Genomic DNA, 20,853 nt, shown 5'->3' with positions numbered 1-20,853 from the left:
CTTGTCGTTGACTAAACGGGCGCCCTCACCCCCGCGCCAGCGACTTGACCGGCACGGCCGGGTCCGCGAGCGCGGCGGCGTCCACCACGATCCCCCGGTCGATGATGCGCCGGCCGGCCTTGACGGTCATGGGGTCGTCGATCGACGCGGCCCCGCGCAGGGTCCCGTCCGCGGCCAGCGCGAAGCTCGCCACCACCGTCCCGCGCACTTCGCGATCCACGATCCGCCCACCGGCCGGCACCGTCATGTCCCCCACGGCCTCCACGTGGGCGTCGTACCGGTCGGACCAGAACCACGGGGCGCCCGGGGCGTCCGCCTGCTCCCCCAGGATCGCCGCCGCGGCGGCCGCACCGGACCGCAGGGCCGGCTCCCAGTGCCGCGACGGCGCCCACGCGGACTCCCGGGCGCGCGCGGCGTCACCCACGGCCAGGATCCCGGGCACGGCAGTGCGGCCCATCGCGTCCGTGAGCACGCCGTCGGCCACCTCCAGACCGGCGTCCTCGGCGAGGGCGGTGTCCGGCACGGTGCCCCCGGCCAGCACCACGACGTCGGCGTCCACGGCCCGCCCGTCGTGGAGGTGGAGCCGGTGGGCGGCCGGCAGCGCGGCGCCGCCGTCGGCGTCCCGGTGCTCGATCCAGGCCGCCCGGCCGACCTCGACAGCGACCCCGTGCTCGACGTGCATCCGGTGCAGGCGGGCGGCCAGCGCCGGCCCGACCGCCGCGCGAGCCGGGGCGTCCGTCCCGGTCACGAGCGTCACCGCGGCGAGCGAGCGGCGCGCCGCGGCCGCGACCTCCGCCCCCGTGAAGCCGCCGCCCACGACCGCCACCTCGGCCCCGAACGTCAGGCGGTCGCGCAGGGCCTCGGCGTCGGCGCGGGTGCGCAGGGTGATCAGGTCCGGGTGGTCGGCGCCGGCGACGTCGAGGGCCCGGGGTCGCCCGCCCGTGGCGAGCACGACCGCGTCCGCCTCCAGGACCCGCCCGGAGGCCGTCTCCACCCGGTGGGGCGCGGGGCCGCCGTCGGGGTGGACGCCGCCCGGCACCACCCGGACCGCCTCGTCCTCCACCAGCTCCACCCCGTGCTCGGCGAACCATGCCGGCGGGGCGAGCAGCAGGCGGTGCGCGTCCGCGTCGCCGGTCAGGAACTCCTTGCTCAGGGGCGGCCGGTCATAGGGCACGCCCTGCGGGTCCACGAGTGCGATCCCGCCCGCGAAACCGCGACGCCGCAGCTCGCGGACCACGGCGAAGCCCGCGACGCCGCCGCCCACCACCGCGACCGAGCCGGGCACGCCCGCCGGGGCCTCGACGTCGTGGCTCATGCGCCGGGGACGAGGTAGAGCTGGCCCTCGCGCTCCTCGACGCGGTGCACGCCGACGCCCTTGGTGGCGGGCAGGCAGAGCGCCTCGCCGGTGCGCAGGCAGAACTGCGCGGCGTGCAGCGGGCACTCCACGCGGTCGTCCTCGAGCCAGCCCTCGGCCAGCGAGGCGTCCTCGTGGGTGCACGTGTCGTCGATCGCGTGGAACTCGCCCGCGTCCGTGTGGAACACCGCGACGTCGTCCCTCGTCCCCGCCGTCGCCGCCGGGACGACGATCGCCTCGCCCTCCGGGACGTCCGCCGCCGCGCCGATGTGGATCGGCTCCGCCATGGTCTGCCTCCTCTGGTTCCCGGGCCGGGCGGCCCGTGGTGGTCTCCCGTCACCGTATCCCCCGGCGCGGACCCGACACCCCTCCGCTGTGCTCCGCCCCGGCGCCACACCGTGCCCACCTGTGAATGGATGAACCGGACATCACGGGGGCATGAAATGACCCGACAAGCCTGAGAAAAAGGTTCCCGGGAATGGTCGATCACGCTACGATCACGACGGCTCTCCGGCCGTCATCCCGCCCGCACCACGTCACCGACCCGGGAAAGCGACACGGCCCGCGCCTGTCATTCCTCGGGCACTCCACCTTCCGACGGCATCCGCATGAAGATTCTCCTGCCGGGTTCCGCCGCGTCCCCCCGCCCGCTCGCGCCCGCCGTCGCGGTCGCCGCGCTCTCCGTCCTCGTCGGCGGCCTGCTCCCGCAGCAGCCGTCCGCGACCACGGAGGGCGCCCCCGACGCACGCCCTCGCGACGACGCCGCCCGCGCCACGACCGCCGGGACGGCCGCGACCCCCGCGTCGGCCGCTCCCGTCGAGGGCGCCGGCGTCGCGACCGTCCCGCAGGAGGGCGAGAACCTCGTCCCGGCCGAGGAGGCCCCGGCCGGCGTCGTGCTCGGCGAGCCCGTGGTGGACCGCCCGTTCACGGTGGCCGCCGCCGTATGGGACACCGCGGCGGACGACGCCGTCGAGCGCGTGGAGATCCGCGTGCGTCAGGACGGGGCCTGGGGCCCGTGGCAGGTCCTGGATCGGCCCGTCCTGCCCGAGGACGCCGCCCCCGCGCGCACCGGCACGGACCCGTTCGTCGCGTTCGGCGCGGACGGCGCCCAGCTGCGCGTGACCACCGCCGACGGCGCGGCCCCGGCCGGCCTCGAGCTGTCCCTCATCGACCCGGGCACGGCCGCCACGGACGAGACCGTCGCGAGCGCGCACCCGGCCGTGACCGCCGAGCAGGCCGCCGAGACCGCCGGCCTGCCCCGGGGCGTGAAGTCGAGCGCCGTCGTCGGGGGCGCGGAGCCCGCCGAGGCCCACACCGTGGCCACGGCCTCGGATGCGCGCGCGAAGATCCTCCCGGACGTGATCACCCGCGCGCAGTGGGGCGCGGACGAGTCCTGGGCCGAGTCCTCCCCGCAGTTCGACCAGGTGCGCGCGCTGACCATCCACCACACGGCCGGCACCAATGACTACACACGCGCCCAGGCCGTGGAGCAGATGCGCGGCATCTACGCGTACTACACGAAGACCCTCGGCTGGGGCGACTTCCCGTACCATCTGATCACGGACCGCTTCGGCAACATCTACGAGGGCCGTCGCGGCGCCCTGGACTCGAACCCGCTGGGCACGCACGCGGGCGGGTTCAACCGGGGCACGATGGGCATCTCCACGATGGGCGACTACGACGTGGTCGCCCCGTCCGAGGAGGTCGTGGACGCGATGGCCCGCGCCACCGCCTACTACCTGTACCGCGACGGCATCGACGCGCGGGGCCGGGTCACCCTGACCTCGGGCGGCAGCACGAAGTACGCCGCGGGTACGCCCGTCACCGTGGACACGATCTTCCCGCACCGGGCCACGTCCGCGACCGCGTGCCCGGGGCAGCACCTGATGGCCCGCTTCGACGACCTGCGGGACCGCGCCGAGGCCATCGCGACGGCGGCCGGCCAGCCGCCGGCAGCGGCCACCCCGGCTCCGACGCCGGCCCCGACGACCGCGCCGTCGACCGCCGGCACGTACACGGTGCAGCCGAACGACGGCTGGTGGACCATCGCCCGCCGCACCGGCGTGCCCGCGGCCACCCTCCAGGAGCTCAACGGCATGACCGAGTCGACCGTGCTCCACCCGGGCATGGTGCTGCGCACCGTCGCCGACCCGACCGCCCCGGAGCCCACCCCCATCACCACCGGCACGTACACGGCGCAGCCGAACGACGGCCGGTGGGTCATCGCCCGACGGACCGGCGTGTCCGCCGCGGAGCTCCAGCGGCTCAACGGCATGACGGCGTCGACCGTCCTGCACCCGGGGATGGTGCTCATCACGGCCGCCACGGCGCCGGCCTCCACGCCCGCGCCCGCTCCGGCCCCCGCCCCGGGCACGTACACGGTCCGTGAGGGCGACGGCTGGTGGATCATCGCCCACCGCACCGGCGTGACGATGGAGACCCTCCAGCGCCTCAACGGCATGACCGCGACCACCGTGCTGCACCCGGGGATGGTGCTGCGGACCGGCCAGACCGCCTCCGCCCCGGCGCCCTCGCCCGCCACCTACGTGGTCCAGGCGAACGACGGCTGGTGGCTCATCGCCCAGCGCACGGGCGTCTCCATGGAGCGCCTGCAGCGCCTCAACGGCATGACGGTCTCGACCATGCTCCACCCGGGCATGGTGCTGCGCACCGCCTGAGCACCCCGCCGGGACGACGTCGGCCCGCGCCTGCGCGTGAAGGTGCGGGCCGACGTCGTCGGTTGAGTTATCACCGGTCGTAGGCCGCCGCACCCGGGATAAGTCAACCGGCGTTGCTCCCCACGAGAAGTCGACGAGGGCGCGCGCCGCTTCAGTCCTGTGGTGCCAGCTCCCCGTCCACGAGGTGCCAGCGCCGGTCGCAGGCGGCCGCCACCCTCGGGTCATGGGTCACGACCACCACGGCTCGCTCAGGCCCCACGGCTCCGCGCAGCAGGTCGACGACGTCCCGCGTCCTCGCCTGGTCCAGCGCACCCGTCGGCTCGTCCGCCAGGACCAGCGGCGGCTCGTTGATGAGAGCCCGGGCGACGGCCACCCGCTGCTTCTCCCCGCCGGACAGCGTGCGGGCCCGGTGACCCGTGCGCATTCCCAACCCCACCCGCTCGAGGGCCTCCCCCGCGCGGCGTCGCTGCTCCCCACGCGGGACCCGGTCCGGGCCGTAGCGCAGGGGCAGCATCACGTTCTCCAGTGCGGTGGCGTGCTCCATGAGGGCGAAGTCCTGCAGGACGATGCCGCACCGCTGGTTCCGATACCGGTCCCCGCCCCGGCTCCACGGCTCCGGGAGAGGTTCGCCCCCGAGCAGGACGCGACCCGAATCCGGGGAGTCCAGGCACGCGAGGATCCGCAGCAGGGTGGATTTCCCGGACCCGGAAGGCCCGGTGACGGCGTGCATCTGACCGGCCGGAACCAGCAGAGAGGCCCCCCGGAGGACGGGCACCGCCTCCCCGCCGGAGAGGAACGTCTTGTCCACGTCGTGGACTTCGAGGAGGCTCATGCGGTCTCCTTGGTCGGCCGGTGGCGGCGGGGGCGGCGACCGAAGGTCGCCGCGAGTGCGCGCCAGGAGGACAGGGTGGCGACGGCGCCGATCGCCATGACGGCGATGAGCGCGGTGGACGTCAGACCGGTGGGCGGCGGCCCCGGCAGGGCGGACGCGCCCGCGGTGAGACCGACGGCGGCCGGCAGGACCCACGCGAAGAGCACGGGAACGATGATCCGCACCGCGGCCTGCCAGCGGGCGGCGCCCACCATCGCGGCGATCCGCCAGGTGGGGGCGAGAGCCCGGGCGAGCACGCCGAGAACGCCGAACAGGGAGACGACGGCGCCGAGCACCGCCGCGCCGAATAGGACGAGCAGCGTGCGGGAGCTGGCGCTCAGGGACTGCAGCAGCGCGGAGGACTGCGGAGTCAGGGGTTCGGCGGTGACCACCAGAGCGTCCGTTTCGAGGGCTCGTCCTGCCGCATCCAGTGCCGGGACGGCGTCCTGGCCCAGGACGATGGTGCGCAGCAGGAGGCCCTCCAACGCGTCTGGCGGGTACAGGCTCGCCAGCATCGAGGGCGGGACGACCACCAGGACGGCTTCGTCCAGCGGAACCGATCCCATCATCGGATCCAGAGCGGTGGCGCCCGGTGCCAGTCGTCCGGTCACCGGGATCATGGCGTCCTGGAACTGCACACGCGTCGGCGGCGGCAGGACGCCCCCGGCCGTGAGCGCGTACGGGTCCTTCGCCGAGGAGTCGCTGCCCAGCACCGCGTAGGGAGCGGCAGTGCCGCCGGCGTCGCGATGCGGGGACTGACCCGTCGGAGACATCGTCTCGTCGAGACCGGACCCGGCGAAGAAGTCCTCGGTCACCAGCAGGGCGCCGGGGAGGTCGTCGCCGAATCGGTCCCCGTAGGGGTCCATCGTGTACGCCGTCCGGTGCGGGTCCGCCAGGAGGGCCAACAGCGCGGCGGCGCGCCGACCGTCGTCGGCGGAGTCGGCCGTGGAGTCGGCAGAGAAGTCGGGCTCGGGCGGCTCCTGCTGCGAGTCGCCAGGCGCGGCGCCGCCTCCCTCCAGATCCCCTGGCCCCGCGAGATAGAAGCCCCGCAACGAGGCCGCACCGAGCTGCTCCCACCGCTGCAGGTGCCGATCGATCTCCTGCGCCTCGCTCGCCTGCTGGAAGGACAGTCCCAAGAGCGAGCACGAGGCGACCGCGTGGACGAAGGCGACCAGCACCAACGGCCAGAACCTCAGGGTGTCGCGCAGCCCGTCGCTCCAAGCCACGCCGAGACTCCGGAGGCTCACCGGGGCGCTCGCATCCAGAGGGAGACCACATGGGTCGCCGCCACGAGCACGGCATCGCCCAGCAGCACGACCAGGATCACGCCACTCGCGACGAGCGGGGACGGTTCCGTGACCGCGCCGGTCAGCACCATCCCCTGCCACAGCGCGGCCGAGATCCCCGCAGCGCCGAGGAACGGCACCAGGCTCACGCGAGCCCGAGACACGGCGGCCCGGAGCGGGGAGACCCCGAGCAGGCGCAGCACCCGCAAAGAGGGACGTTCCCCCGCGCGCAGAGTCAGCACCCAGAACGCCGTGACGCTCATCAGAGTGAGGCCGGTCAGCGACGAGGTCACGCCGAGCACGGGCGTCCCGAGCGACGCGGTCATCGCCGTGGGTGCCGGCGCCGCGTCGACTTCCAGGCCGGCGGTTCGCAGGTTCTGCAGGAATCCGTCCAGGTCGGCGGGGTCGCCCACGAGGAACCCGACGTAGGCGGCGGCGTTGTCGAACGCCGGGGTCGGCTGGATCACCCCGTCCGAGGGCAGTCCTCGCCAGCGGGCCGATGAGGCGAGGGCCACAGGCCGGCCCGCCAGTTCCCCGCTCCGAGCGGCCCGGTCGGCCAGAATGCTGCCCTCGCGCAGCAGAAACCCTCGCGCTGCCCGCAGAGATTCCAAGGTCGGCACGTCGATGCCCGCAAGACACGGGGCCGCGGGGCCGGCCAGGTGGCGCACGCCGGGGTCCGCCCCGCTCGCCATCAGGGTGAGTTTCCGCCCGGTCGTGGCGGCCTCTGCCACGGACCAGGCCTCGCTGCCGCCTCCGATGCCGACATCCCAGACGGCCGGTCCGCACTCCGCGGCTCCGAAGTACTGCCGATGGTGGACGGACAGGGAGCCCACGAGGCTCAGCGCCAGCCCGCACAGTGCCACGAGCAGCACGGCACGGGTGACGAGCAGCCCGAGCGTCCGGAGTCCCCTGCCCGTCACGGTCAGTTCCCACCGATGGGCTCGGACAGGGCCCCGTACTGCACCCGCGCCACAGCACCGACCGCAGCGGCTCCCCACGCCGCAGTCTTCCTGAGCAGGGCCATGATGGCCTCCTTGCTGTGTGGCACCCAGAGGATCCCCTGATCCCCTGTGACGCCTCCCACATCCCTGTGAGTAGGGTACTCATCCCCCCCCCCCCCCCCGACGGGGTGTCAAGGAGATTCCTCGGCGCATTCCGACCGCGCTCGGGGGCCTCGCCCTTGCCGTGTCGCTGGCCTTTCACGGCGCGGGGCGGCCTGCCGGCCGACGTCGTCGGTTGAGTTATCACCGGTCGTAGGCCGCCGCACCCGGGATAAGTCAACCGGCGTTCCCCCGAGGCACGAGTGGGACGCCGAGGACGCCCTCGTGGCGCTGCGCCGCGGGGCGGCCGTCACAGACCCGGCCTCTCCGCCCCCGGGCGCCCCCGGACCCCGCCCGCGGCCTACCCTGGAGGAGCCCGAACCGGGCCGCGACCGAGTCACGAGGAGATGAGACGAGCGCATGACCCGCCTGCCCGGTCTGCGTCCCCCGCGGTTCCTGGACCCGTGGCGCCGCCCGCTGGCCCCCCGCCTGCCCTGGCATGTGGTCCTCGCGGCCTCGATCGCGGGGGCACTGACCATCGCCACCCTCAGCCTCGGCGAGGACTTGGCCTCCGTGCCGCTGCTGGTGGGCGCCTTCGGCTCGTCCTGCGTGCTCGTGTTCCTCGTGCCGCACGGCCCGCACTCCCACCCCGCCAACGTGCTCGTGGGGCACGTGGTCTCAGCCGCATGCGGGATCGCCGTGATCTCCGTGCTGCCCCTGGCCTGGTACTCGCTCGCGGCCGGCATGGGCCTGGCCATGGCCGTCATGGCCGGGCTCCGCGTCATCCACGCCCCCGCGGGCGCCACCGCGCTGACGGTCATGCTGAGCAACGCGGACTGGCACTACCTGGTCACCCCGGTGCTCGCCGGGGCGCTGGTCCTCACCGCGTGCGCGCTGCTGTACCGCCGCCTGATGTGGCGGGTGATCGGGCCGCCGGCGTGAGCTCACGCCGGCCCGCTCACGTCAGGAAGTCGCGCGCGACCTCGAGGAAGCGGTCGTTGGCCTCCTTCTCGCCGATGCTCACGCGCACGCCCTCGCCCGCGAACGCCCGGACGGACAGGGCCCGGGCCTGGGCGGCTTCGGCGAACGCCTGCGTGCGCTCGCCGAGCGGCAGCCACACGAAGTTGGCCTGCGAGGAGGGCAGGTCCCAGCCGGCCTCGGCCAGGGCGGCGGCGACGCGCTCGCGCTCGTCGACGACGATCTGCACGCGCTCGAGGACCTCGTCCAGGTGCTCGAGCGAGGCGATCGCGGCCTCCTCGGCCACCGTGGACACCGCGAACGGGGTGGCAACGGTGCGCAGGGCCTTCGTGATCTCCGGCTGCGAGACCGAGTAGCCCACGCGCAGGTTGGCCAGGCCGTGCGCCTTCGAGAAGGTGCGCAGCACGACGACGTTCGCGTGCTTGCGGTACATCTCCAGGCCCTTGACCGCGTCCTCGTCGCGGACGAACTCCACGTACGCCTCGTCGATGACCACGAGGATGTGCGCGGGCACGCGCGCCAGGAAGTCCTCGACCTCGGCGGTCGTGAGCACGGGGCCGGTCGGGTTGTTGGGGGTGCAGAGCAGGATCACGCGGGTCCGCTCCGTGATCGCCTCCAGCATGGCCGGCAGGTCGTGGCGGTGGTCCGCGGTGAGCGGCACCTGCACGTCTACGGCACCGGCGGTGCGGACCACGATCGGGTAGGCCTCGAAGGAGCGCCACGCGAAGATCACCTCGTCACCCTCCCCGGCCTCGCCGTGGCCGGCGAAGGCGGTGATGACCTGGGCCAGGGCGCCGAGGGAGCCGGCACCCGTCACGACGTCGTCCGCCGGGACGTCCAGGTGCGCGGCCAGGGCCTGGCGCAGGCCAGTGGAGAGGGTGTCCGGGTAGCGGCAGAGGGTGCTGGGCGCGCCCTCCGGGCCGGTCACGACCTGACGCACCCGGTCGATCACGCCGGACACGGGCGCGTAGGGGTTCTCGTTCGAGGAGAGCTTGTAGGGGTGCAGGCCCGGGACGGCGACCGGCGGCTTGCCGGCGGCGTACGGCGGCAGCATGCCGACCTTCTTGTGGGGCGCGACCACGGCGGGCGTCTGCTGTGCGTCATCAGTCATGGCCACCAGGGTAATGCGGGCCGCGGACGCCGTGAGCGGCACCACGGGACCCGGGTTCAGGCCGCACCGAAGGCGACGGCGACGGCCCGGGCCGCCTCACCGAGCCGGTCCCCGAGGCGCGCCGGGTCCTCCGGCCGCGTCGCGTAGACCACGGCGAGGGCGGCGGGCAGCTGGCCGGGGACCCGCAGCGGCACGGCGACCGAGGAGACGCCGGTGATGACCTCGTCGGAGCTGACGGCCCAGCCGCGCTCCCGCACGTCGTCGAGCTCGGGCCGCTCAGGCGGGGCCTCGCCGGACAGCCGCGCCCACTCCTGTCCGGTCAGGGTGGCGGCGATCGCCATCCCCGGCGCACCGACCCCGAGGGGGTGCCGGGTCCCCGGCCGCTGCGTGACGAGGTTGCCGCTGGGCGGCTCGGCCGTGGCCAGGGTGAGGCAGTGGGCCCCGTCCCACACCACCAGGAACGCGGTCATGCCCAGGTCGGTGGAGACGGCCGTCAGGTGCGGCATGGCCGCAGCGCGCAGATCCTGCTCCACCCGGCGGGCGAGGACGGCCAGGCCGGGGGCGGCGTGGACGCGGCCGAGACCGTCGCGGCGCAGCAGGCCATGGGTCTCGAAGGTGCGCAGCATGCGGTAGGCGACCGAGCGATGGACGCCCAGGCCGTCGGCGAGGTCGGCGATGGTGGGCGGCTCGGGCGCCTCCACGACGGTCTCGAGCAGGGTGAGCGCGCGGGAGAGCGTCTGGGAGGGTGCGCCCTCCCGGACCGGGCCGCCGTCGTGCTCCGCCATCTGTGCTCCTCGCCTCGCGTGCCGGACGTGACGCGCCCGGGGCGTGGTCGGTTCACGCGCCGGTTGTGAACCCGGTCACGTCCGCGTACAGTCTGGCACACATGTGTTCCCAGGGAGAACACCGTGTTCTTTGAGAGAACACGCCGTCGGGTGGCACGCGCACCGCGCCGCGACATCCCCCGCAGCGAAAGGACCCCCATGCTCTTCCACCACCACGGCTATGTCTCCACGAACCCGCGCGTCCAGGTGGCGGCCGGCATCGGCCTGGACCGCCCCGCCGAGCTGCCGGACGAGATGGACGTGCTGATCGTCGGCTCGGGCCCGGCCGGCATGATCGCCGCCGCCCAGCTCGCGATGTTCCCGGACGTCCACACCCGCATCATCGAGCGCCGCCCCCACCGCCTCGAGATCGGCCAGGCGGACGGCATCCAGGCCCGCTCCGTGGAGACCTTCCAGGCCTTCGGCTTCGCGAGCGAGATCATCGACGAGGCCTTCGACCTGACCTCCATGGCGTTCTGGAACCCGGCCGAGGACGACGCGGACACGATCGTGCGCACCTCGCTGGCCGAGGACGACCCGGAGGGCGTCTCCGAGTTCCCGCACCTGATCGTGAACCAGGCCCGCATCCTGGACTGGTTCGCCGAGTACATGAAGAACTCCCCCACCCGCGCGCAGCCGGACTACGGCTGGGCGTTCGAGACCCTCGAGGACACGAACGACGGCGAGCACCCCGTGCTCGTGACCCTGCGCCGGACCGTGGACGCCCAGGGCAACGCCCTCGAGGACCCCGCCTCAGGCCCGACCCGCCAGGTGCGCGCCAAGTACGTGGTGGGCGCGGACGGCGCGGGCTCCCGCGTCCGCAAGGCGATCGGCCACACCCTGACCGGCGACGCCGCGAACCACGCGTGGGGCGTCATGGACGCACTGGCCGACACGGACTTCCCGGACATCCGCACCAAGTGCGCGATCCACTCGTCCAGCGGCTCGATCCTCCTGATCCCCCGCGAGGGCGGCCACCTGTTCCGCATGTACGTGGACCTCGGCGAGGTCCCGGCGGACGACGACCACAAGGTGCGCCAGACCCCGCTCGAGGAGATCATCCGCCGGGCCCAGCAGATCCTGCGCCCCTACACGCTGGACGTGAAGGAGGTCGCCTGGCATTCGGTGTACGAGGTGGGCCACCGCCTCACCTCGGGCTTCGACAACCGCGAGCGCGTGGCCCACCCCAACGTGTTCCTGCTCGGCGACGCCTGCCACACCCACTCCGCGAAGGCCGGCCAGGGCATGAACGTGTCCATGCAGGACGGCTGGAACCTCGGCTGGAAGCTGGGCCAGGTGCTCTCCGGGATGGCCCCGGTCGAGCTCGTGCCGACCTACTCGGAGGAGCGCAAGGAGATCGCCAGGAACCTGATCGACTTCGACAAGGAGTGGTCGACGCTCATGGCCAAGCCCACCTCCGAGCTGGGCGACCCGAACGAGGTGGCCGAGTTCTACACGAAGACCGCCGAGTTCCCGGCCGGCTTCATGACGCAGTACCAGCCCTCCCTCCTCACCACGGACGCCACCGGCCAGGCGCTGGCGCAGGGCTACCCCATCGGCAAGCGCTTCAAGTCGGCGCTGGTGGAGCGCTCGTGCGACACCAACGTCAAGCACCTGGGCCACCTGCACCGCGCGGACGGCCGCTGGCGCGTCTACGTGTTCGCCGACGCCGCCTCCCCGCGCGCCGAGGATTCGAAGGTGGCGGCGTGGGCGAAGGCGATCGAGGAGGACCCGCGGTCCTTCCGCAACCGCCACACGCCGTCGGACGGGCCGGAGGACGCCCGCTTCGACATCAAGGTCGTGTACCAGCAGAAGCAGACCGAGTTCGCCCACCCGGACGTGCCGTCGGTCTTCCGGCCGACCACCGGCTCCCTCGGCCTGCACGACCTGAACAACATCTTCGCCACGTGCCGGCCCACGCACGGTGAGGACATCTTCGAGGCCCGCGGCATCAGCCGTGACGGCGCCGTCGTCGTGGTCCGCCCGGACCAGTACGTCTCCGGCGTCTTCGGCCTGGACGAGGTCGACCGCCTGAACGCGTTCTTCGCGGGCGTGCTGCTCGACGCGAACTGAGCGGGCGGAGGCAGGCACCCCGCCGCCGGTGCGCTCACCGGGATCCCGGGGGCAGGTGGCCCCCCTCCGGCGGCGTGCGACGCAGGCGCACCGCCCGACTCGAGGCCACGGTCCCCGCGGTCAGCCCGGCCAACGCGGCGGAGAGCCCGGCGACCTCCGCCCGGGCCGCGGGCTCGGCGGCCTCGAACTGCCGGATCAGGTTCACCTGGCCCTCGAAGTCGTGGGCGGCGTCCAGGTCGCCCTTCACCGCCGGCGGAGAGCCGGTCCGGAAGCCACCCCCGGGCACGTCCCACCCGTGGCCGGCCGGGTGGAAGACCACCTCGGCCCGGCGCGACGAGACGGGGGTGGGCGCCCCGTCCGCGGCGACGGCCAGGTCCCCGTCCGAGGAGAACTCCAGCACCGCGGCCCGCCCGGTCTCCACCGCGTTGCCGGACGGCGCCGCGATCGTCATGACGCCGGCCACGGGGTACACGGACGTGAAGTCCTCCCGGCCAACCAGGTTCACGGCGTGCACCCCGCCCTGGGAGTAGCCGGCCAGGACGAGCGGGGCGCCGTGCGGGACGCCGGCCGCCTCGAGCGCCGCCCGCACCGCCGGGGCCGTGACCTCGGACTCGGAGCCGAGGGCGTCCAGCAGTCCGCCGGCGTCCCACGGGTCGGTCGACTCGGGATCCGGGATCAGGCCGCCGCGGGTGCCCGGCAGGCCCACCACCCAGGCGCGGCTCCCGTTCTCCCGCACCACCTCCGTGACCGTGAGGTCCCCGTCCCCCTCCCCACGCGGGATGAGAGAGGCCAGCCCCGTGGCCGAGCCGTCCAGCAGGGCGGGCGCGGTCGGCCGGTCCTGCGGCGCCCCGTGCGGGGTCACCGCGCCCCGGGGCGCCGCGCCGGCGAGGGTCAGGGCGTCCGCCGCCACGGTCCACGCCTCGTCCGGGGAGACCCGCAGCGCCTCGGTGAGGTCCGACGCGGCGTCCGTCCCCTTCTTCGCCGCGGTGGAGACGGGCCGCTTCAGCACGCGCTTCTGCGCCCTCGTCAGCATCTTCACGTCGATCCGTGCCAGGGCCGCGAGCAGGGGGAACCCGGTGGCCGCGAGCGCGGCGGACACGATGGCCTCGGGCACCGCCTGGACGAGGTCCTGCACGAGCCGCTCCGCCTCGCGGGTGGTGAGGCCGTCATGGCCGTCCCGCCAGAGCAGCGCCGGCAGCTCCCCCAGGGAGGCGTCCTCGGCGGCCATGATGCCGGCCGCCGCGCGCTCGGCCTCCTCGTAGCGGGCCGCCGCGGAGAGCAGGTCGCGGTGCAGCTCGGCGCACTGCTCCGACAGGCTCCGCACCCGACCGACCGCCTCCACCAGCCGTTCCTGCAGCAGGGCGGCGGAGGCGAGCCACGTGGCCGACCGGCCCAGCCCGAAGGCGGCCGCGTCGACCTGCCACGAGGCTCCGGCCGCCTCTTCGGCGGCGTGCTCGTGCCGCCCGGCCACGACGCGCATCTCCTCGGCCTCCGCGTAGATCGAGCCCGGTCCGCCGTGCGTGCTGAAGGCCACCGCCCCCGGGCCGGCACCCCGCCCGCCGGTCACGCCGCCACCGCCAACGAGCGCAGGACGGCCAGCGCCGTCTCCTCGGCCGCCCGCTGCCGGGCCTCCGCGTCCCGGCGCGCGTCCTCCGCCTCCCGCTCGGCGGTGGCCCGCAGGGCGAGCCACTCCCCGGCCTCCCGTTCGAGCTCCGCCGCCAGGGTCGCCGCCCGCCGCACGGCCTCCCCATAGGCGCCGGCGGCCTCGCCGCGCCATGCCGTGTGCAGCGCCGAGCGCACATCCGTGGCGGCGCTGACCAGCCCGCCCAACGCCGTGCGCAGCTGCGTCTGGGCCACGGCGAAGTCGGCGAGTGCCTGCTCGGCGGCCTCCCGCTCGCGACGGGCGGGGTCGGCCCACGCGACCAGGCGGGCGGCGTCGTCGTCGAGTCCGACGGCCCGCAGGGCCGTGGCGATCTGCTGAGGTCCGATGAGGGGTGACATGCGGCCACCGTAGGGAGGGCCCGGGCCCCGCGACTGCGGCGAGGGGCGATCCGGGGATGGATGACGCCGTCGGAACGCCTGTGCAGGAGCCAACCCTCCCGCACCGTCCCGGCGGCCGCATCGCACCCGGGTCGCACCGGCTCCGGCGTGTTGACCGAGGTCACACCCTGGCCTATCCTGAACGAGCGGTCAGTAATTCGGTGCGCCCCGGTGCGCCCTGACCACGGAACCAGCCCGCACTCAGCGTGAGGTGATCCCCATGACGCAGACCAGCTCCCCCCAGCACCTGGCCTCCGTCCCGTCCCCCGAGGATGCGGCCGGCCAGGAGAACTTCGATCGCCTGATCGCGGAGGACTCGCGCATCGAGCCCCGCGACTGGATGCCCGAGGCGTACCGCAAGTCCCTGACCCGCCAGGTCTCCCAGCATGCGCACTCCGAGATCATCGGCATGCAGCCGGAGGCCAACTGGATCACCCGCGCCCCCTCCCTGAAGCGCAAGGCGATCCTCATGGCCAAGGTCCAGGACGAGGCCGGCCACGGCCTGTACCTGTACTCCGCCGCCGAGACCCTCGGCACCCCGCGGGACGAGCTGAACGAGCAGCTGCTCTCCGGCCGCGCGAAGTACTCCTCGATCTTCAACTACCCGGCCCGCACCTGGGCGGACATGGGCGCGATCGGCTGGCTCGTCGACGGCGCCGCGATCTGCAACCAGGTGCCGCTGTGCCGCGCCTCCTACGGCCCGTACGGCCGCGCGATGGTGCGCATCTGCAAGGAGGAGTCGTTCCACCAGCGCCAGGGCTGGGAGATCCTCTACGAGCTCTCGCACGGCACCCCGGAGCAGAAGCAGATGGCCCAGGACGCCGTGGACCGCTTCTACGGCCCGGCCCTGCAGATGTTCGGCCCGCCGGACGAGGACTCCCCCAACTCCCGCCAGTCCATGGCCTGGAAGGTCAAGCGTTTCTCCAACGACGACCTGCGCCAGCGCTTCGTGGACATGATCGTCCCGCAGGCCGAGGCCCTCGGCCTCACCCTGCCGGACCCGGACCTGAAGTGGAACGAGGAGCGCGGCCACTACGACTTCGGCGAGCTGGACTGGGACGAGTTCATGTCCGTGATCAAGGGCAACGGCCCCATGAACACCCAGCGCATGGCCCGCCGCATCCAGGCCCACGAGGAGGGCGCCTGGGTCCGCGAGGCCGCCGACGCCTACGCCCGCCGCCAGGCCGAGCAGAACGCGCCGGCCGAGACCCACCTGATCGGAGCCTGACCCATGAGCGAGACCACCGCCGCCTCCCACGCCTGGCCCCTGTGGGAGGTCTTCGTCCGCGCCAACCGCGGCCTCTCCCACGTGCACGCCGGCTCGCTGCACGCCCCGGACGCCACCCTGGCGCTGCGCAACGCGCGCGACCTGTACACCCGCCGCAACGAGGGCACCTCCGTGTGGGTCGTCCCGGCCGAGGCCATCGCGGCCTCCGACCCGGACTCCAAGGGCGGCTTCTTCGAGTCCCCGCAGGGCAAGTCCTACCGTCACGCCACCTACTACCAGCAGTCCGAGGGGGTGCCGCACCTGTGAGCTTCGCGACCAACGACTCCGCCACGAAGCACTCCGCGGGCGTGGCCATCACCGCGGAGGAGATCGCGGCCGGCGAGCAGAAGGCGAGCGACGACGTCGCCCGCTACGCCCTCGCCCTCGGTGACGACGCCCTGATGCTCGGCCAGCGCCTGTCCTGGTGGATCTCGCGCGCCCCGGAGCTCGAGGAGGACATCGCCCTGGGCAACATCGCCCTGGACCTCGTGGGCCACGCCCGCTTCCTCCTCTCCTACGCCGGCACGGCATGGGGCAAGACCGAGGACGAGCTCGCGTACTTCCGCGACGAGGAGGAGTTCCGCTCCGTCCGCCTCGTGGAGGCCGAGAACGGCGACTTCGCCAAGACGATCGCCCGCCAGCTGTACTACTCGTTCTACTCGTACGAGCTGTACACCCGCCTGCGCGAGTCCACGGACCCCACGCTCGCCGCCATCGCGGACAAGGCCCTCAAGGAGGTCCTGTACCACCAGGACCACGCCGCCCTGTGGCTGCAGCGCCTGGGCCTGGGCACCGAGGAGTCGAAGCGCCGCATGCAGCGCGGCCTGGACGAGCTGTGGCCCTACGTGGCCGAGCTCTTCCACGACGACGACGTCGTCCGCGCCCTCGCCGAGCAGGGCGTCGCCGTGCTGCCGTCCTCGCTCGAGGAGCCCACGATGACCCGCATCCGCGCGGCCATCGAGGAGGCCGGCCTGACCGTCCCGACGACGGGCACCGCCCGCGGCGGCGACCGTTCCGGCGCCATGAGCGAGTACCGCGGGTACATCCTCGCGGAGATGCAGTCCCTGGCGCGCCGTCACCCGGGAGCGACCTGGTGACCACCGCCAGCGAGCTGCGCCCCGCCGATCCCGCCGACGCGCGGGTCTGGGATGCGGCCTCCACCGTGCACGACCCGGAGATCCCCGTGCTGTCCATCGCGGACCTCGGGATCCTCCGGGAGGCACGGGCCGATGGCGAGAGGGCCGTCGTCGTCATCACGCCCACCTATTCCGGCTGCCCCGCCATGGACACCATCACCACGGACGTCACCCGCGCGCTCGAGCGCGCCGGATTCCCCGACGCCGAGGTGCGCCTGGTGCTCCAGCCGGCGTGGACCACGGACTGGATGACGGACGAGGGCAAGGCCAAGCTCAACGAGTACGGCATCGCCCCGCCCGTCGCGCGCACCACGGACGGCCCGATCAGGATCGGCATGGCCGTGAAGTGCCCGCGCTGCCACTCCCTGAACACCCGCGAGATCACCCGCTTCGGCTCCACCTCCTGCAAGGCCCTCTACACCTGCCGGGAGTGCCTCGAGCCCTTCGACTACTTCAAGGTGCACTGATGACCGAGACCACCGACGCCCCCACCACCGGCAAGCGCCGCGCCACGTTCAACACCCTCGAGGTGTCCGAGCTGCGCCGCCTGACCGACGACTCCGTGGAGGTCACCTTCGCGGTGCCCGAGGAGCTCGCCGACGACTACGACTACGTGCCGGGTCAGTACGTGGCCCTGCGCAAGGAGCTCGACGGCGCCGAGGTGCGCCGGTCCTACTCGATCTGCGCCGTCCCGAAGCGCGGCGAGATCCGCGTGGCCGTGAAGAAGGACATCGGCGGCACGTTCTCCACGTGGGCCAACGAGAGCCTCGAGGTCGGCGAGAGGATCGACGTGATGAACCCGCAGGGCGCGTTCACGTCCCGCACGCACGTCACCTCCCTCAACGACGCCCAGAGGGTGGCGGCGGAGAAGGTCGCGGAGAAGAAGGACACGCACCTGGTGGCGTTCGCGGCCGGCTCGGGCATCACCCCGATCATGGCGATCGCCAAGGCCGTGCTCGCGGCCTCCGAGACCTCGCGCTTCGACCTGGTCTACGCGAACCGCTCCGCCATGGACGTGATGTTCGCCGAGGAGATCGGCGACCTCAAGGACAAGTACCCGGCCCGGTTCACGGTGCACCACGTGCTCTCCCGCGAGCAGCGCGTGTCCCCGCTGCTCTCCGGTCGCATCGACGAGGACAAGCTCACCACCCTCCTGGACCGCGTGATCGACGTGCAGGGTACCGACGAGTGGTTCCTCTGCGGCCCGTTCGAGCTCGTGCAGCTCACCCGTGAGACGCTCGCCGCCCGCGGCGTGTCCGAGGACGACGTGCGCTTCGAGCTGTTCACCACCGGCCGCCCGGAGAACCCGCAGGGCCACTCCGGCCGCGTGGTGGAGGTGGACCCGCAGGGCGACAACGTGACCATCGAGTTCAACCTCGACGGCCTCACCGCCAAGGTCGAGTCCCCCACGTCTGCCCACGAGACCGTCCTCAACGCCGCGCTGCGCGTCCGCTCGGACGTGCCCTTCGCCTGCGCCGGCGGCGTGTGCGGCACCTGCCGCGCCAAGGTCGTCGACGGCGCGTACGAGATGGACGAGAACTACGCGCTCGAGAAGGACGAGGTGGAGAAGGGCTACGTGCTCACGTGCCAGACCCGCCCGACCTCCGACTCGATCACGCTGGACTTCGACGCCTGAGCGCCCGCCCACGAGACCGAAGGAGCCCCCGATGATCGAGATCACCGTCGAGAACGGCGTCGCCGAGATCGTGCTGGACGCCCCCCAGAGGATGAACGCCCTGGACGAGGCCGCGCTGGCCGAACTCCAGGCCGCCTACGAGCGGGCCGCCGCCGGCGTCGAGTCCGGCGAGGTCCGGGCCGTGCTGCTGCGCGGCGAGGGCCGCGGCTTCTGCGCGGGCCGCGACATCTCCGCCGTGGTCCCGGCCGAGGACGACGCCACCGCCTACCTGCGGGACAGGGTCACCCCGGTGCTGCGGGCCATGTCCGAGATCCCGGTGCCCACCTTCGCCGCGGTGCAGGGCGCCTGCCTGGGCGTGGGCCTCGGCCTCGCGATCGCCACGGACGTGGTGTACGTGGCCGAGGACGCGAAGATCGGCTCGCCGTTCGCGAACCTCGGGGCCACCCTGGACTCGGGCGGCCACTGGCTGTTCACCGAGCGCCTGGGCGCGCACCGCACCCTGGACCTGATCTACACGGCCGAGCTCCTCTCGGGCGCCGAGGCCGTCCAGGCCGGGCTGTTCTCCCGGGCCCTGCCCGCGGACGAGCTGCTCGAGTTCACCCGCGCCAAGGTCGCCCAGGTGGCCTCCGGCGCGACCCTCGCGTTCCGCGCGTCGAAGGAGCTCGTGGCCCAGGTCCGCGACCGGCGCGTGGGCCTGTGGGAGTCCCTCGACGCGGAGAACATCGCCCAGGGCGAGCTCTGCGGCACCGCCGACTACGCCGAGGGCTTCCAGGCCTTCCAGGAGAAGCGGAAGCCGGAGTTCACCGGCCGCGGCTGAGCCGCCGCACCCCGCCACCGACGACGGCGCCGCACCCTTCGCACGAGGGGCGCGGCGCCGTCGTCGTCCCGGCTACGCCGCGTCACATTCCCGTCATCAGCCTGGATCGTGGCGTAAGTCACATGGGGTCGTATACGGTGACGGGTGTCACTTCCCGACCGATCGGTCGGGTGCCACACCGTCCCGCCGCCGTCTCACGGTCGGCCGCCGCCCCGCATCCCAGGAGCACCCATGAGCCACACCGTCGCATCCCCCGCGGCGACCGCCCCCGCGCGCGATCGCCGCGAGGAGCGCAAGGTCATCGCCGGCACCGTCGTCGGCACCACCATCGAGTGGTACGACTTCTTCATCTTCGCCCAGGCCACCGCACTCGTCTTCGCCGCCCTCTTCTTCCAGCCGATGGGCGAGAGCGGCTCCCAGATCGCCGCGTGGGCCACCCTCGGCATCTCCTTCCTCATCCGCCCGCTCGGCGCGATCATCGCCGGCCACCTCGGCGACCGCTTCGGCCGCAAGTTCGTCCTGTCCCTCACGCTGATCGGCATGGGCCTGGCCACCACCCTCATCGGCCTGCTGCCCACCTACGCCCAGATCGGGGTGTGGGCGCCGATCCTGCTCGTCGTGCTGCGCCTGCTGCAGGGCCTGTCCGCGGGCGGCGAGTGGGGCGGCGCTGCGCTGCTGTCCGTGGAGCACGCCCCCCACGGCAAGCGCGGCCTGTTCGGCTCCGCTCCGCAGATCGGCGTGCCGCTGGGCATGATCCTGGCCACCGGCGTGCTGTTCATCGTGCGCTCCACCATGTCCGAGGAGCAGTTCCTCACCTGGGGCTGGCGCATCCCGTTCCTGATCTCCGTGGTGCTCATCGTCGTCGGCTACCTGATCCGCAAGGCCGTGGAGGAGTCCCCGGTCTTCAAGGAGATGCAGCAGCTCAAGGTGGACGAGTCCGCCCCGCTCGGTGAGCTCTTCCGGAACCACACCAAGGAGGTCATCCTCGCCGCCGTGATCTTCGCCGCGAACAACGGCGTCGGCTACCTGCTCATCGCGTGGTTCTCGAAGTACGGCGGCCCGAAGGGCCTGGGCATGACCTCCTCCGAGGTGCTCATCGCGAGCCTCATCGGCGGCGTCGGCTGGTTCATCTTCACCCTGCTCGGCGGCTGGATCTCGGACAAGATCGGCCGCAAGCTGACCTTCGTCCTCGGCTACGGCTTCCTGATCGTCTGGGCCTTCCCGCTGTTCGGGCTGCTCAACACCGCGTCTCTGCCGCTGTTCTCGCTGGGCCTGTTCGTCCTGACCCTCGGCCTGGGCCCGTCCTACGGCCCGCAGTCGGCGATGTACGCCGAGATGTTCCCGGCCCGCGTCCGCTTCTCCGGCGTCTCCATCGGCTACGCGCTCGGCACCATCATCGGCGGCGCCTTCGCCCCGCTGATCGCCGACCAGCTCGTGAAGACCGGCTGGGAGAACGTGGCCTGGTATATCATCGCGATCTCCGCGGTCTCGCTCATCGCCGTCCTGTTCGTCCCCAAGGGCATCCAGGACCGCGAGCTACACGACGAGCAGGTCGTCGCCACCCGCTCCCACCCGGTGGTCCCGGCCTGATCCGGGCCGCCTGACGGGCTTCGCCCGTCCCCACCCCACGACGACGGCGCGTCCTCCTCCGGAAGGGCGCGCCGTCGTCGTGCGGTGCGCGGGCCGGACCGGGCCGGCGCCGAGGCCCGCAGACACGCCGCCACGTCGGGGACGAAACGGCG

19 protein-coding genes are annotated in these 20,853 nt (G+C 73.3%); 10 read left to right on the top strand and 9 right to left on the bottom strand.

Annotation, left to right across the window (positions count from 1 at the left end):
• Positions 1 to 25: 25 nt before the first annotated feature.
• Both HDA34_RS08415 and HDA34_RS08410 read right to left on the bottom strand, forming a co-directional pair.
• A complete protein-coding gene (locus HDA34_RS08415) occupies positions 26 to 1,315 on the bottom strand; it encodes an NAD(P)/FAD-dependent oxidoreductase (protein ID WP_134377414.1) in 1,290 nt (429 codons plus the stop codon).
• Complete coding sequence (locus HDA34_RS08410; RefSeq protein ID WP_002857882.1) at positions 1,312 to 1,641, bottom strand: bifunctional 3-phenylpropionate/cinnamic acid dioxygenase ferredoxin subunit; 330 nt, start codon at positions 1,639 to 1,641, stop codon at positions 1,312 to 1,314. Before HDA34_RS08410 ends, HDA34_RS08415 begins: the two co-directional genes overlap by 4 nt.
• A gap of 321 nt (positions 1,642 to 1,962) precedes the next feature.
• Here HDA34_RS08410 and HDA34_RS08405 point away from each other — a divergent pair, with 321 nt between their 5' ends.
• Positions 1,963 to 4,032, top strand: coding sequence for a LysM peptidoglycan-binding domain-containing protein (locus HDA34_RS08405; RefSeq protein WP_134377415.1), 2,070 nt, complete (start codon positions 1,963 to 1,965; stop codon positions 4,030 to 4,032).
• A gap of 151 nt (positions 4,033 to 4,183) precedes the next feature.
• On the opposite strand, the gene HDA34_RS08400 is transcribed toward HDA34_RS08405, so the two are convergent.
• Genes HDA34_RS08400 through HDA34_RS08390 form a run of 3 tightly spaced genes read right to left on the bottom strand, consistent with a single transcriptional unit; the run spans position 4,184 to position 7,109 of the window.
• Positions 4,184 to 4,864 carry an ABC transporter ATP-binding protein gene (locus tag HDA34_RS08400; RefSeq protein WP_134377416.1) on the bottom strand — a complete coding sequence of 227 codons (681 nt, stop codon included), beginning with the start codon at positions 4,862 to 4,864 and terminating at the stop codon, positions 4,184 to 4,186.
• A complete protein-coding gene (locus HDA34_RS08395; RefSeq protein ID WP_134377417.1) occupies positions 4,861 to 6,129 on the bottom strand; it encodes a hypothetical protein in 1,269 nt (422 codons plus the stop codon). Before HDA34_RS08395 ends, HDA34_RS08400 begins: the two co-directional genes overlap by 4 nt.
• 17 nt (positions 6,130 to 6,146) lie before the next feature.
• Positions 6,147 to 7,109 carry a hypothetical protein gene (locus HDA34_RS08390; RefSeq protein ID WP_134377418.1) on the bottom strand — a complete coding sequence of 321 codons (963 nt, stop codon included), beginning with the start codon at positions 7,107 to 7,109 and terminating at the stop codon, positions 6,147 to 6,149.
• A 540-nt stretch (positions 7,110 to 7,649) separates the two neighbouring features.
• Here HDA34_RS08390 and HDA34_RS08385 point away from each other — a divergent pair.
• The gene (locus HDA34_RS08385) at positions 7,650 to 8,171 is read left to right on the top strand and encodes an HPP family protein (protein WP_134377419.1); all 522 of its coding nucleotides are present in this window, start codon (positions 7,650 to 7,652) and stop codon (positions 8,169 to 8,171) included.
• A gap of 16 nt (positions 8,172 to 8,187) precedes the next feature.
• Here HDA34_RS08385 and HDA34_RS08380 read toward each other — a convergent pair whose 3' ends face one another.
• Positions 8,188 to 9,318: a histidinol-phosphate transaminase gene (locus tag HDA34_RS08380; RefSeq protein WP_179288589.1), complete on the bottom strand. Its 1,131-nt coding sequence runs from the start codon at positions 9,316 to 9,318 to the stop codon at positions 8,188 to 8,190.
• Between the two features lie 56 nt (positions 9,319 to 9,374).
• Positions 9,375 to 10,103 carry an IclR family transcriptional regulator gene (locus tag HDA34_RS08375; RefSeq protein ID WP_134377420.1) on the bottom strand — a complete coding sequence of 243 codons (729 nt, stop codon included), beginning with the start codon at positions 10,101 to 10,103 and terminating at the stop codon, positions 9,375 to 9,377.
• Between the two features lie 198 nt (positions 10,104 to 10,301).
• On the opposite strand from HDA34_RS08375, the gene HDA34_RS08370 reads away from it, so the two are divergent.
• Entirely contained in the window at positions 10,302 to 12,215 is a 1,914-nt protein-coding gene (locus HDA34_RS08370; protein ID WP_134377421.1) for an FAD-binding monooxygenase, read from the top strand.
• A 34-nt stretch (positions 12,216 to 12,249) separates the two neighbouring features.
• Here the strand turns inward: HDA34_RS08370 and HDA34_RS08365 are convergent, their stop codons facing one another.
• On the bottom strand, positions 12,250 to 13,749 hold the full coding sequence (locus HDA34_RS08365) for a hypothetical protein (protein ID WP_310735468.1): 1,500 nt from the start codon (positions 13,747 to 13,749) through the stop codon (positions 12,250 to 12,252).
• A gap of 29 nt (positions 13,750 to 13,778) precedes the next feature.
• On the bottom strand, positions 13,779 to 14,216 hold the full coding sequence (locus HDA34_RS08360; protein WP_134377423.1) for a hypothetical protein: 438 nt from the start codon (positions 14,214 to 14,216) through the stop codon (positions 13,779 to 13,781).
• Positions 14,217 to 14,475: 259 nt separating this feature from the next.
• On the opposite strand from HDA34_RS08360, the gene paaA reads away from it, so the two are divergent.
• The 7 genes from paaA to HDA34_RS08325 all read left to right on the top strand — a co-directional run bounded on the left by paaA (position 14,476) and on the right by HDA34_RS08325 (position 20,701).
• Positions 14,476 to 15,483 (top strand): 1,2-phenylacetyl-CoA epoxidase subunit PaaA, encoded by a 1,008-nt coding sequence (gene paaA / locus HDA34_RS08355; protein WP_134377424.1) that lies wholly within the window; start codon positions 14,476 to 14,478, stop codon positions 15,481 to 15,483.
• Positions 15,484 to 15,486: 3 nt separating this feature from the next.
• The gene (paaB, locus tag HDA34_RS08350; RefSeq protein WP_002857863.1) at positions 15,487 to 15,789 is read left to right on the top strand and encodes a 1,2-phenylacetyl-CoA epoxidase subunit PaaB; all 303 of its coding nucleotides are present in this window, start codon (positions 15,487 to 15,489) and stop codon (positions 15,787 to 15,789) included.
• A complete protein-coding gene (paaC, locus tag HDA34_RS08345; RefSeq protein WP_134377425.1) occupies positions 15,786 to 16,619 on the top strand; it encodes a 1,2-phenylacetyl-CoA epoxidase subunit PaaC in 834 nt (277 codons plus the stop codon). Before paaB ends, paaC begins: the two co-directional genes overlap by 4 nt.
• Positions 16,616 to 17,125: a 1,2-phenylacetyl-CoA epoxidase subunit PaaD gene (gene paaD, locus HDA34_RS08340; protein ID WP_044658766.1), complete on the top strand. Its 510-nt coding sequence runs from the start codon at positions 16,616 to 16,618 to the stop codon at positions 17,123 to 17,125. The genes paaC and paaD overlap by 4 nt, the downstream gene beginning before the upstream one ends.
• A complete protein-coding gene (gene paaE, locus HDA34_RS08335; protein ID WP_134377426.1) occupies positions 17,125 to 18,294 on the top strand; it encodes a 1,2-phenylacetyl-CoA epoxidase subunit PaaE in 1,170 nt (389 codons plus the stop codon). The genes paaD and paaE overlap by 1 nt, the downstream gene beginning before the upstream one ends.
• 31 nt (positions 18,295 to 18,325) lie before the next feature.
• Positions 18,326 to 19,111 (top strand): enoyl-CoA hydratase/isomerase family protein, encoded by a 786-nt coding sequence (locus HDA34_RS08330; RefSeq protein WP_095347243.1) that lies wholly within the window; start codon positions 18,326 to 18,328, stop codon positions 19,109 to 19,111.
• Positions 19,112 to 19,342: 231 nt separating this feature from the next.
• On the top strand, positions 19,343 to 20,701 hold the full coding sequence (locus tag HDA34_RS08325; protein WP_134377427.1) for an MFS transporter: 1,359 nt from the start codon (positions 19,343 to 19,345) through the stop codon (positions 20,699 to 20,701).
• Positions 20,702 to 20,853 lie beyond the last annotated feature (152 nt).

Origin of the sequence: Micrococcus luteus (genome assembly GCF_014138885.1) — a bacterium.
GTDB lineage: Bacteria > Actinomycetota > Actinomycetes > Actinomycetales > Micrococcaceae > Micrococcus > Micrococcus luteus.
Note: the sequence above shows the minus strand (reverse complement) of the source record. Positions and strands in the feature narration are given on the sequence as shown.

Coding starts and splice junctions, on each gene's coding strand:
- HDA34_RS08380 (WP_179288589.1), bottom strand. CDS start 9,318: ATGACTGATGACGCACAGCAGACGCCCGCCGTGGTCGCGCCCCACAAG.
- HDA34_RS08325 (WP_134377427.1), top strand. CDS start 19,343: ATGAGCCACACCGTCGCATCCCCCGCGGCGACCGCCCCCGCGCGCGAT.
- HDA34_RS08375 (WP_134377420.1), bottom strand. CDS start 10,103: ATGGCGGAGCACGACGGCGGCCCGGTCCGGGAGGGCGCACCCTCCCAG.
- paaB (WP_002857863.1), top strand. CDS start 15,487: ATGAGCGAGACCACCGCCGCCTCCCACGCCTGGCCCCTGTGGGAGGTC.
- HDA34_RS08385 (WP_134377419.1), top strand. CDS start 7,650: ATGACCCGCCTGCCCGGTCTGCGTCCCCCGCGGTTCCTGGACCCGTGG.
- paaA (WP_134377424.1), top strand. CDS start 14,476: ATGACGCAGACCAGCTCCCCCCAGCACCTGGCCTCCGTCCCGTCCCCC.
- paaE (WP_134377426.1), top strand. CDS start 17,125: ATGACCGAGACCACCGACGCCCCCACCACCGGCAAGCGCCGCGCCACG.
- HDA34_RS08360 (WP_134377423.1), bottom strand. CDS start 14,216: ATGTCACCCCTCATCGGACCTCAGCAGATCGCCACGGCCCTGCGGGCC.
- HDA34_RS08405 (WP_134377415.1), top strand. CDS start 1,963: ATGAAGATTCTCCTGCCGGGTTCCGCCGCGTCCCCCCGCCCGCTCGCG.
- HDA34_RS08410 (WP_002857882.1), bottom strand. CDS start 1,641: ATGGCGGAGCCGATCCACATCGGCGCGGCGGCGGACGTCCCGGAGGGC.
- HDA34_RS08400 (WP_134377416.1), bottom strand. CDS start 4,864: ATGAGCCTCCTCGAAGTCCACGACGTGGACAAGACGTTCCTCTCCGGC.
- HDA34_RS08370 (WP_134377421.1), top strand. CDS start 10,302: ATGCTCTTCCACCACCACGGCTATGTCTCCACGAACCCGCGCGTCCAG.
- HDA34_RS08415 (WP_134377414.1), bottom strand. CDS start 1,315: ATGAGCCACGACGTCGAGGCCCCGGCGGGCGTGCCCGGCTCGGTCGCG.
- HDA34_RS08330 (WP_095347243.1), top strand. CDS start 18,326: ATGATCGAGATCACCGTCGAGAACGGCGTCGCCGAGATCGTGCTGGAC.